The sequence below is a fragment of the Streptomyces sp. NPDC044064 genome (assembly GCF_056434245.1).
In genome coordinates this window covers 315,253-325,231 of record NZ_JBWKFN010000009.1, presented here as the reverse complement: position 1 = coordinate 325,231, position 9,979 = coordinate 315,253, and the positions used below count along the sequence as shown (strand labels likewise).

The window sequence follows — 9,979 nt, the reverse complement described above, 5'->3', positions numbered from 1 at the left end:
CATGCAAACTATGTTTTTCAAGATTCACATTCAATACTGGGGCGCGGCGCGCGAGACCGGCACGCGTCCCCTCCCCCGCCTGGTGCGGGCCGGGGCGGGGCACGGTCCTGGGCGCGCCCCGCCGCTCAGTGAAGGGCAGTTCAGCCGGTGAGGTCGACGGTGAGGTCCGCGCCCTGGCCGGGGCGCAGCAGCTCGGCGAGCATGCCGAGCACGGCAGACAGGACGTCGTCATCCAGATCGACGGTCTCGGCCGGGTCCTCAATCCGCTGCGACGTGCTGCCAAGGGCCGTCGCCCGCGCGCTGAACGAGGTAGACACCCGGCCACACAGTGCTGCTGTCGGCCAGCTCGGCCGAGGCCCGTTCCCGTGAACCATGGCCGAGAGGCTCGATGTCCGGGGCCGCCGTGGACGCAATGCCGTATTCGATACCGGCACCCTCGCGCGCGGCAACGCTTTCCTCATCGCGGTCTTCGTCGCCGATCCAGGTGATGGACGCGTACGGCAGCTGGTTGCCGATCCGGCAGTCGACCGGGTCGGCAGGGATGGGCAGCACCACGGGGAAGGCGAACTCCCCGGACCATTGGGCATTCCAGGCGGTGATGCAAGCGCCGCAGGTGACGCGGCGCGGGTCGGCGACGGTGATACCGGGTGTGTGACAGAGGGTGTTGTCGTGCTCCTCGGAGGAGTCGGCGCCTGTGCCAAGGGCGGTCCAGGTCCAGGGGTCGAGCCCGTGGGGGATGTGGCGCAGCGGCTCGGCGAGGAGCACTGCGACTGTGCGAGCGATGGCGGCGACTTGTTCGAGGCGGTTGACGAGGTCCTGCGGCGACCCGGACAGGGCGATGCCGTTGCTGCCGGTCCAGAAGGCGATGGCGATCTCGTCGGCGTCGACGGTGGCGCCGTCGACAACCTCGCCGGGGAAGAGGAGTTGGGCGCCGCTGGTGGTGTCGGCCCATTCGAGTCGGTCGGACATAGAAGGGTGCTCCTTCGGTGACGGGTGCCTGGGTTGGTTGCGCGATGGACCTGGGCGCGCGGGAAGGGGTGCCCGGGGCGGGCCACGAACGCCAGGTGGGTCCAAAGCGGGAGTTCGTCGATGTTCCACCGCGTCGCCGTGCCTTCGGCCCTGGCGGCCGGCCGTCGACGTCGCTGGAATCGGCGGTGCCGGTGGTACAGCGGCGGCCGGGGCGCTCCCTGGAGGCTGGCGCCCCAGCAGTGTGCGCGCAGGGGCCTGGCGGGGCCGGGTGGTCCGCTGCACCCCTCCGTCGGCGCTGGGGGGCGCAGCGGGGCGCGTGGGGCACTCAGCCCTCGTCCGTGTCCTCCCAGCGGGGGCAGCTCAGCCGGATGCTGAACACGTACGCCGTGTCGTTGGCGCGCACCGTGCGGACGTTACCGGCGTGCTGGTGGGTGCGGAGGAATTCGCAGACGGTCAGGCTGGCGTGCGTGCTGTCGTCGGCGGTGTGGTCGAGGGGGTGCAGCTCTTCACCCCGGTGCGGCGGCCACTGGTAGGCGCCGAGCACCTCGGCCTGCTGCCACGCCCAGCCGGTTGCGGCGGTCGGGGTGGCGGCGCGCACCCGGATCACGTCGGCGTCGTCGGGCACGAGGGCGCGGAGGGTGTCCACGGCGGGGGTGCGGCGGGGCTGGTCGGGGCTGGCGTACGGGCCCATACGGGGCGCTCCTCGGATCTGTGGCGGGCTGGCGGGTGGCCGGGGGTGCCGCGCCCTCGTGGCGGTGCGGGGGCGCGGCGAGCCGTGTGGGCGGTCAGGCGGGGTCACGTCAGGGGCAGAAGAAGCTGATCCGTGGGGGCGTCCTGGGGAAGCTGCCGCAGCGGGAGCAGGGTCAAGGTGGTGGCACCGCGCCCCTGGACGGTCGTGGCGTACACGTCTCCGGCTTTGTGCCGCCGGAACTCTCCGCCGCTGTAGAAGGTGCCGCTCTTGAACATGATCGGATCGTGCTTGACGAAGTGGTCACCGTCCTCGGTCCACCGGTGGTAGATGGTCCGCAGGGAGGCGGGGCCGTGGGTCCGGACCTCCCAGACTTCCGCCCAGGCTTCGAACTGGACCCTGCGGGCCTGGGTGATGCGCAGGGGCCTGGCCGGGTCGGGCACGGTGACCTTCTCGGCCAGCTCGATGCGGGCGGCGTAACCGGACGCCTCATGCGTGAGGGACCGCCCGACCTCGACCTCAGCAAGAAAGCGGGCGAACGAGTGCGCGGCCCCCTCGGCCGCCCGCCCGTTGTCCACGAGCCACCGGCCCGCAAGACTGGCGGCCTCGCTGACCGATCCGAACGGCGCGGATACGGGCCGCTCCCGGCCGTCGGGGAATCGATGCACCAGCGTGTACTTCACAAGTCCTCCAAGAGGGGGCAGGATGCCGCGGGCCGCTCAGGGCCGCCGCAAGAACCAGGGTGAACGAGCCCACTGACACGAGGCGTTGGGTCCGGCCCGCCGTGGGTGTCGGGGCGGAGTGGCCCAGGGGGTTGTCACCACCCCGCCCCCCACACCAACAAACTATGCGTCTGCGGAACTCCATTCAATAGATTGGGTAAGGCTCCGCATGCTTCCTGAGCGGACATCACGCGCACAGGGGCACGGCGGACCAGCCCCGGCGACCACTCTCCCCCTTCTTGCCGCTCGCCACTGCCCCAGGGCCGGCGGTGCGCGCCCTCGGCCGCAACTCCCCAGAGCGTGGCGTCCAGGTACGGGGATACGGGCGGGGCGGGGTCAGGCGAGTCGGACGACGCTGATGTCGTCTGCCCGGCCGCGCGTGCCGAAGAGGGTCAGGGACAGGGCGGCCGGGATATCCGCCTCGGTGGCGTCGCCCGGCGTGATGGCCACGTGATCGATGAGCAGCCGGTCGGTGAACCGGCGGGGGACGCGGTCGCCGGTGGCACGGAAGTACACGGTACGGCTGTGCGGTTCGCTGTCCTACGGCTCCGGGAACACCGGGTAACAGGCCCGTCCAGTCGGCCAGGGGCAGGCAGGTGAACGCCTTGAGGGCGAAGTTGAGCGCCAGCGCGGCCCGGACGCTGATCGAGCGGACGGCCCGGGCGGCCTCCGGCTCCGTCAGCGGCCTGTGTCGGTGACCTTGATGCGGACGGGTTGGGAGAACTCGACATAGCGGATGCTGCCAGCGGCTACCAGCGCGCAAAGCGTCTCCTCGCTCACGATGGAGCCTCTTTCGCCGCCGAGGGCCCAGCGGCCGACGGAAAGGTAGTGGAGGGTGACGCCCTCGCCGCGGTCGAGATGGGCAATCTCGTGGAGCAACTGCTTGGTCTGATGGTCGGCGGGCGGGTCGATTGCGCTGGTCACCGGTTTCCTCCGGGGTGTTGTGGTGGATGGAGTAACGGATCTTGTCAGGGGTCAATCCTGCGGGCAGGTGCGGTGGACGCACTGCACCTGCGGCTTGAATCGCACGGCCGATCAGAGCCTGTCCTGGGGCTGGAGGCACTGCCCATGTCGTCAACACAATCCAACCGTTGGGCCTCACGACACGGCACAACTCGGCCAGGGCCACCTTGGGCCGGCCCACATGATTCAGCACGAGGTTGGCCACGACGGCGCTGAACTCTCCATCGCTGAAGGGAACCTCCGGAGGTGCGGCCACGTCCACGTCAGCCGAAGGCGCGGCCTGCATCGCCAGCTCGACCATGGTCAGCTCCGCGTCAACAGCCGTCACTGCCGTCCCGCGGGCACACGCGGCAGCAGCAACCGTCCCCCGCCCAGTCCCTACGTCCAGCACCCGCGCGCCTGCCCCCACCTCGGCGGCATCAAGCAACTGCGGCACCGGATGGGCGCACAGCTTGGCGAAACTTCCGGCATAAGCGGCACCCTGCCCCGCTCATATCAGCCGCTCGGTCTTGTCGAGCCTCGTCATCGGCAAGGGGTTCTGCCTCCTCGGCAGGTGGCCGGCGCTGGAGGGCTCCGGGCGCGGCGGGCAGGGGCCGCACCCGGAGGCGTTCGGCGCCGGGTGCGGCCGCGGGCGGACGAGAGAGCTATGCGAGGCTGGCGGAGGCGCACATCAGTGACTGAAGGACGGCCAGCAGGTAGGCGTCGCCGTGGCCGTATCCGGCTTTGAGGCCGTCGGCGCGGGCGTTGGCCAGATGCGCCATGCCCCGGATGCTGTCGTCGTCGTCCACGTCGCCGTACTTCGCTTCCGCGGCCTGGCTCACGTCCGCGATGAGGTCGGACAGGTCGGCGGCGGTGCGCATCTCCCACCGGGCGGGGATCTGAACGACCGTCCCGAACGTGGCGGGCGCCCACGTGGCGAGCTGTACCCGGACGGTCTCGATCAGCACCGCTTCGCTGATCTGGCGCCGGTCGTCGTTGAACGGGTCCAGCTCGAACCGGCCCTCGTAGCCGTCCCGCAGGTAGGCGCGGGCGACGATGAGCGAGTACAGGGCGCCCAACAGGTAGGCGTCGCCGCGGCCGTGGGCGGCGTACAGGACGTCAGCGTGCGCGTTGAACAGGTGCACGACGCCCCACGCCTCGGCGTCCCCGTCCGCCTCCACACCCCAGACGCGGACACGCTCGGCCACATCGGCGACGAGCCGGGAAACGCTGTCGGTGGGCGCGGCCGCGATCACCTCGGGGGAAGGGACTGTGATCCCGAACTCGGCAGTCACCCAGGTCCGGAGCTGCACCCGGATCGCTTCGGCCAGCGCCCCCGCGTCCATGACCGGCTTCGGGTGCAGGTAAGTACTCAGACCCGCCGCAACGCCATCGGCGACGTAGGTGCTGATGGTCTCGGACATAAAGTGATCTCCATTCGTCAGGTTTCCGGTTCCCGGCGGGAACACCGGGGCCAGGGCGGAGCGGCAGGGGGATTCACCACCCCGCGTCCAACACCTGCAAACTATGATTCCAGATATCTGCATTCAATAGCAGGTAGCTCGGTAAGAGGCGGGCACGCCAGACGGCGCGGGACCGGGCAGGGGGCGCGGCGGGACGCCGCACCCCCTGGGGACTGACCGGAAGGACTGGGGCGGGATCGCTCAGTCCTGCGCCGCGCACGTCGTGCGGGTCACGCGGCGTGCGGGCTGCCGCCGTGACCGGGCCGGGCGACGTGGGCGGCCGCGCAGGCCCTCACACCTCCGCGTGCACGACGCCAGCAAGAGGGCGCAGCGCGCTGCAGGGGCGCAGGAGGCGCTCGCTGTGGTCCTCGTCTTCCGCGTCCCACCGCTCGGGGCGGGCCTCGGGGGACAGCAGCAGGCACGGAACGAAGCCCTCGTCGTCCTGGTCGTTGCGCAGGTCTTCGGGGAAGTCGTCGAAGGCCGCCCCGCTCAGGCGCAGAGTGCGCAGGAGGTGACGGAGCTGGAAGGCGTCGGCGGGGTCGTGACTGCCCCACAGGGCGCGGAGTGGGTTCGTGGCAGGCAGCGGCGGCAGTGGATCGACTTCCGTGAAGTCCGTCAGGATCTCGCCCTCGGCGTCACGGATGCTGTCGGGGAAAAGGTCCGTGGCGAGGTCGCGGTCATAGTCGATCTCCAGGACGAAGTAGGCGGCCTTAGGGAACTGGACGCGCAGGGTGTCCGCGACGAGGCGGGCCACACCCTGCGCGGCAGCCCGCTGCGCGCGCAGCGCCCCAGTCCACGACGCGATGTCGGCGGCGGGCGCGGCCTGGGAACAGGTCACGTCCCGGCCGGCGGGAAGGTACGGGTCCATGAGGGCAGGATTCCTTTCGATGACGGGAAGTACGGGCATCTGCGGGGCGAGGCGCGGCGAAGTACCGCACCCCGGCGCAGCAGGGATCAGGCGCAGCAGTCGGCGGCCTGGTCGGGGTCGGTGGGACACGGGTGTCAGCCCGTGAACTGGACACCGACCCCCGGCGGCCGCTAGCGATGACGGCGAGCGCCTCGGCCGCGCTGGCCGCGCGGTGGGGGCGAGCCTGGTAGCGGCCAGTCGCAGCACCGCCGGCCCGCCAGGATGCGGGTACACGGGCGGGCCGGGGTCCTGGTTGGGAATGGCGTTCTACTGCCAGTCCTTGAGGTGGTCAGCGATGGTGTAGCCGGGGTGGTTGTGCGGGTGCCAGCCGCACACGCACACGGACAGATCCGGTGCGGCGTGGAGGGCTCCGTGCGGGCCGGTGTAGGCGGTGAAGTCGTCCGGCTCGTCGTAGGGGTCCGGCCAGTTACGCAAGGGGGCTGGTGAGCCGTCGCTGGCATCGCGGAAGCGGCTCTCATCGATCTGGGCGAACCACCGTCTGGGCGGCGTGCTCCTGGTCAAAAGGGTGGGTTCCTCCGGGGTGCTGGTGTGGAAGCTGGCCGACACGGCGTCCGCCTCCTCTCGATACGGGGGCGCGGACAGGAAGCCGCGCCCGGAGGGCGAAGGAGTACGAGAGGGCGGCCGTGCCGCCCCGGCCGCGCCCGGCTGTCCGTCGCCGCCGTTCAGGACCGGCCGGGAGGCCGCCTGCTGAGTGCTCATCTGCACTGACTCCTTGGATAGTTGGGGCCGCCCCGGACGGGGCGGCCCTGGCTCCCCGGCCCGGCCCGGACGAGCTGCCCGGCCGACAAGGCCCCGGGGCAGGGGCGGAGTTGGGGTCAGAACGGGGCGCCGTCGTAGGGGCGGACGAGGTAGAGGCGGCCGTCGTGCACGTCCAGGCGCTCACCGTCGGACAGGACGAACGCAGAGTGGTCGGCGGTGTAGCCGCACCCCGAGGCCGTGCAGACATAGACGGGGCGTCCGACGGAGTACAGGCCCGGTACGGGCGTGCAGCCGCCCCAGCCGCATCCGGCGCAGACCTGGGGGGCCGAACTCCTCGCCGCCGGTCACCGCCGTCGTCTCGCTACTCGGTGGTCGGGAGGGAGGCCCACACGTCGTCGGGGAATGGGTGGTCAAGGCGCCATGTGATCGCCATGGGCTTGCTGCCGGTGTGCTGTTCGTATGTCGCGGGACCGAGCAGGATCCACGGCTGGGACTTGCCGGTCGGGGTGTCCTTGTTGGCGCGCAGGAAGAGCAGAACGTGGCTGCCCTGCTGGGCGTGTTGCTGATAGCGCTGGCCCGTGGGGGAGGTGCTCGCCGTGGCGTTCTGCGACTCCCAGTGGAACCGTGTGCGGCTCAGGGGGTAGTCCTTGTAGCGGACGGTCGGTGAGAAGTCCCGTTCGCTCTTGTTCAGGGTGATCAGCAGTGCGTCAGTCCTGTTCACCGCGTCCCACAGGACGCCTTGGGCGAAGAAGCCGGGGAGTTGTCCGCCGATGCGGGCCACGCCCAGGGCGGCGAGGATTTCAGAGCGGTTGTAGGCGTGGTGGACGCTCAAAGGGATGTGGGCGTGCGGCCCTGTCAGCGGTGTGGCCGGGCGCTGGGGACTGTGCTGCATGAGGTGGGTGAGGATCTGGCGGATTTCGCTTCGGACGGTGGGCTGGTTGCGCAGGGTGTCGAGGCCTTCCTCGTAGGAGGTGAACCCTCCGGCCTTGTCCCAGAGGTTGAAGAAGAGCATCCGGGCAAGGGTCTTGTCCCGCTCACCGAGGCTTTCATAGGAGGGCGCGTCGTCGGCCACCAGCCGCCTGTAGGCCTCGGCGCGTCCGGCGTCGTCGGCGTGGAGGAAGACGTGCATGCGCTTGAGCAGGTCCTGCTCCCCCGGCGCGGCGGGGCCGGGCGCGAGGTCCGCGCGCCGCAGGACGGCCGTCCATGAGGTGTTGCCCCGGTACACATCGGTGATGTCGCGGCCGGTCTGCTCAAGGAAGTCGGAAAGCCGGGTGACGCCGAGGGCTTTGGCTTCCTGGGCAAGGTTGCTCAGGGTCGGCTTTGCCGGGCTGGCACCGGTGGGCTTGTCGAGCTCGGAATGGGGCATGTACCTGTTCCCTTTTCGTAGAGGAGTCGCCATACAGGCGTCCTGACCGGCAGGCAATGGCGGGCCGGAGCGGATCCCACCAGGGGCAATCCGGTAGCCCCGTGGGGTCGCCCGGCGCCGTCCCTGACGTGATGCGGCAGGTCTGCTGCGGCGCTTCCCGCACCCCCTGTCTGTACATGCAAACTATGTCTTTGATGGACGTCATTCAATAGATGGGTTCAGGCAGGGAAGGGCATACAGCGGTCGGGGCCGGTGCGGGAACAGGGAAAACCGGCTCGGCCCCACCACCACTCCCCCTCCTTGCAGCTGCCCGCCGCTCCCTCCGCCATGCCCGACGCGTGCGCACAGCGGGAAGGGACTCGGCGGTGCGGTCCTCAGACGAACCGGCGGGCACGCGTAGCGGGTACAGAGCCATGCGGCGGGCGGACAGGTGGAGTTCCCCGGCCCGCTCCCCGAACTCGGCGCCCGTCGCCTCGAAGTCGTCGTGGCCGCCGAAACGAGCGGCATGCCCTAGAGGCGGAAGCGGATCGTGGCCGCCGCCCATCCCCTTGGTCCGGTCCGGGAGTCAGGGCTCGGGGGTGAGGCGCGGGGCGAGGAAGGCGGCCACAGCTTCCGCGCACGCCTCGGCCTGCGCCTCCGGCCGCGCGTCGTTGTCGTCGTCCAGCCCGCAGTACACAAACCGGGTGTTCTGCTCGTCGGTGACGACGGCGGTAACGCCCATCAGGACGCCCTGGTGGGTGTCGTAGTGGGTTCCGCCGTTGCAGTCGTGGGCGGTGATCCACACGCGCGGCCGGTCGGGGGCCTCGGCCACAAGGTACACAGTCGGCAGCGAGCGCCATGGGCGGTCAACGCGGGCCGCGACGCCCTGACGGGCCAGCGCATCGAGCAGCAGAGCGCCCATGCGCATCGCGTCGCCAGGGGCGGTCTTCTCAAACGTGATCACGGATCGGGGTTCCTCTCGTCTTGACTGTCAGGGGCGCCGGCGTGCGGCGATCGGGACAGATGATCGCCGGGGGCTACGGACCGGCGACACGGGGCTGGCGGCCGCCCGGTGTGTGCGGGGCGCCCCGTAGGTCACTCTGCTCCGTGGCCCCACCCGCGACGGACACGGCCAGGGCGAGCCCTCTGCTGTGCAACGGGTCAGGCGTCCCGGCGCTCGGCGAGGCGCGCACCTCGCCGGATGGCCTTGGCATCATCCCAGCCGAGCGCAGCGGACGCCTCAAACACGGCCTCTGCGGCCGGGGCCAGCGCCTCCCGGGCCTGAAACAGGAACAGCAGTCGACCGCGGTCGGCGCTGCCTTCGGGAGCGTCGAAAAAGAGGGCCTCCGGTGCCCGGAGGGCAGCGGCGCCATGCTCGGTGACGTGCTTGATCTGCGCAATGTATCCAGCCCAGTAGCCGCGGTTCATAGTGTCTTGGTCGGCCGCATTCTGCAGGGCCGCAACGAAGGCGTCTGCGGCGTTCGTGAGCCGCTCAATCGCGTCGAGGGCTTCGTCGGTGACGTTCTGGGACATGGTGATCCTTCCGTGATGGGTGGTGGTGGCGGATTGCGGTCGGAGCGCCCCAGGCAGGCTTCGAGCCTGCCTTGGTCCGGCGCCCCGCCCTGGACGGGCGGGGCCGGGCCGAGATTCAAAAGGACATCGCGGCGGGCGGGACGGCCTCGACGCGAGCGGCGTGGCCGTCGGGGGCGTACACGACCGGCGCGGCGTTGTCTCCGGGACCGGTGTATCCGGCGTCCTGAAGCGCCCTGGCGTAGCTGAAGAGGTGCCCGGTGTCCCGGTCACGCCCGTGTCCCGTGTGGTGGTAGACGTGCACGTCGATGCCGTCGGTCTCGACCTCGTAGCCCTGGCTGGCGCGCGTGCGGCTGAGGAACCGGTGCCCGGGGGCGTCGCTCAGCACGCGGTCGACCTCGTCGGCCAGGTCGCGGGGCTCGGTGTCCCACCTCTCGATCAGCTTGCCCAACTCGGCGTGCAGGTGGCGCACTTGTGCCTGAGAGAGCGACAGCATGCCACCCATCGGGGTGCCGTCCTCGGCGGGGGCGATCGGTGCGTAGTACTCACAGCCGGAGCGGAAGCGGCCGATATGGCAGATCACCACCTGACGAACACCGGTCAGCTCCTCCTCGACGGGGGGCATGTGGCTCCGGTTGATCTCGGAGCGGCGCGGCAGCGTGCGCAGGTCGATGATGTCGTGGTCGGACATGA

13 protein-coding genes and 1 pseudogene are annotated in these 9,979 nt (G+C 70.6%); all 14 read right to left on the bottom strand.

Annotation, left to right across the window (positions count from 1 at the left end; translation table 11 throughout):
* Window positions 1–140: 140 nt before the first annotated feature.
* The 14 genes and pseudogenes from AC07DS_RS17600 to AC07DS_RS17535 all read right to left on the bottom strand — a co-directional run bounded on the left by AC07DS_RS17600 (window position 141) and on the right by AC07DS_RS17535 (window position 9,977).
* Complete coding sequence (locus AC07DS_RS17600; RefSeq protein ID WP_479146262.1) at window positions 141–317, bottom strand: hypothetical protein; 177 nt, start codon at window positions 315–317, stop codon at window positions 141–143.
* Window positions 259–969, bottom strand: a complete 711-nt coding sequence (locus tag AC07DS_RS17595) for a hypothetical protein (RefSeq protein WP_479146260.1) — start codon at window positions 967–969, stop codon at window positions 259–261. The genes AC07DS_RS17600 and AC07DS_RS17595 overlap by 59 nt, the downstream gene beginning before the upstream one ends.
* 325 nt (window positions 970–1,294) lie before the next feature.
* On the bottom strand, window positions 1,295–1,660 hold the full coding sequence (locus AC07DS_RS17590) for a hypothetical protein (RefSeq protein WP_479146258.1): 366 nt from the start codon (window positions 1,658–1,660) through the stop codon (window positions 1,295–1,297).
* Window positions 1,661–1,764: 104 nt separating this feature from the next.
* Window positions 1,765–2,340 carry a hypothetical protein gene (locus AC07DS_RS17585; protein ID WP_479146256.1) on the bottom strand — a complete coding sequence of 192 codons (576 nt, stop codon included), beginning with the start codon at window positions 2,338–2,340 and terminating at the stop codon, window positions 1,765–1,767.
* Window positions 2,341–2,715: 375 nt separating this feature from the next.
* A complete protein-coding gene (locus tag AC07DS_RS17580) occupies window positions 2,716–2,895 on the bottom strand; it encodes a hypothetical protein (protein WP_479146283.1) in 180 nt (59 codons plus the stop codon).
* A 162-nt stretch (window positions 2,896–3,057) separates the two neighbouring features.
* Window positions 3,058–3,303, bottom strand: coding sequence for a hypothetical protein (locus tag AC07DS_RS17575; protein WP_479146281.1), 246 nt, complete (start codon window positions 3,301–3,303; stop codon window positions 3,058–3,060).
* 43 nt (window positions 3,304–3,346) lie between these two features.
* Window positions 3,347–3,868, bottom strand: a pseudogene (locus AC07DS_RS17570) (class I SAM-dependent methyltransferase); the annotation flags it as partial.
* A gap of 118 nt (window positions 3,869–3,986) precedes the next feature.
* Window positions 3,987–4,745 carry a hypothetical protein gene (locus tag AC07DS_RS17565; RefSeq protein WP_479146254.1) on the bottom strand — a complete coding sequence of 253 codons (759 nt, stop codon included), beginning with the start codon at window positions 4,743–4,745 and terminating at the stop codon, window positions 3,987–3,989.
* A gap of 331 nt (window positions 4,746–5,076) precedes the next feature.
* Window positions 5,077–5,652 (bottom strand): hypothetical protein, encoded by a 576-nt coding sequence (locus tag AC07DS_RS17560; protein ID WP_479146252.1) that lies wholly within the window; start codon window positions 5,650–5,652, stop codon window positions 5,077–5,079.
* A gap of 306 nt (window positions 5,653–5,958) precedes the next feature.
* Window positions 5,959–6,411: a hypothetical protein gene (locus AC07DS_RS17555; protein WP_479146250.1), complete on the bottom strand. Its 453-nt coding sequence runs from the start codon at window positions 6,409–6,411 to the stop codon at window positions 5,959–5,961.
* A gap of 361 nt (window positions 6,412–6,772) precedes the next feature.
* A complete protein-coding gene (locus AC07DS_RS17550; protein ID WP_479146248.1) occupies window positions 6,773–7,777 on the bottom strand; it encodes a DUF3427 domain-containing protein in 1,005 nt (334 codons plus the stop codon).
* A gap of 565 nt (window positions 7,778–8,342) precedes the next feature.
* The gene (locus AC07DS_RS17545) at window positions 8,343–8,720 is read right to left on the bottom strand and encodes a hypothetical protein (protein WP_479146247.1); all 378 of its coding nucleotides are present in this window, start codon (window positions 8,718–8,720) and stop codon (window positions 8,343–8,345) included.
* Between the two features lie 197 nt (window positions 8,721–8,917).
* Complete coding sequence (locus AC07DS_RS17540; protein ID WP_479146245.1) at window positions 8,918–9,289, bottom strand: hypothetical protein; 372 nt, start codon at window positions 9,287–9,289, stop codon at window positions 8,918–8,920.
* A 115-nt stretch (window positions 9,290–9,404) separates the two neighbouring features.
* Window positions 9,405–9,977: a hypothetical protein gene (locus AC07DS_RS17535; RefSeq protein WP_479146243.1), complete on the bottom strand. Its 573-nt coding sequence runs from the start codon at window positions 9,975–9,977 to the stop codon at window positions 9,405–9,407.
* Window positions 9,978–9,979: the final 2 nt, after the last annotated feature.

Excerpts from the sequence above, each read along its gene's own strand:
- AC07DS_RS17595 (WP_479146260.1), bottom strand. The coding sequence starts at position 969 with ATGTCCGACCGACTCGAATGGGCCGACACCACCAGCGGCGCCCAACTC.
- AC07DS_RS17590 (WP_479146258.1), bottom strand. The coding sequence starts at position 1,660 with ATGGGCCCGTACGCCAGCCCCGACCAGCCCCGCCGCACCCCCGCCGTG.
- AC07DS_RS17565 (WP_479146254.1), bottom strand. The coding sequence starts at position 4,745 with ATGTCCGAGACCATCAGCACCTACGTCGCCGATGGCGTTGCGGCGGGT.
- AC07DS_RS17560 (WP_479146252.1), bottom strand. The coding sequence starts at position 5,652 with ATGGACCCGTACCTTCCCGCCGGCCGGGACGTGACCTGTTCCCAGGCC.
- AC07DS_RS17555 (WP_479146250.1), bottom strand. The coding sequence starts at position 6,411 with ATGAGCACTCAGCAGGCGGCCTCCCGGCCGGTCCTGAACGGCGGCGAC.
- AC07DS_RS17550 (WP_479146248.1), bottom strand. The coding sequence starts at position 7,777 with ATGCCCCATTCCGAGCTCGACAAGCCCACCGGTGCCAGCCCGGCAAAG.
- AC07DS_RS17540 (WP_479146245.1), bottom strand. The coding sequence starts at position 9,289 with ATGTCCCAGAACGTCACCGACGAAGCCCTCGACGCGATTGAGCGGCTC.
- AC07DS_RS17535 (WP_479146243.1), bottom strand. The coding sequence starts at position 9,977 with ATGTCCGACCACGACATCATCGACCTGCGCACGCTGCCGCGCCGCTCC.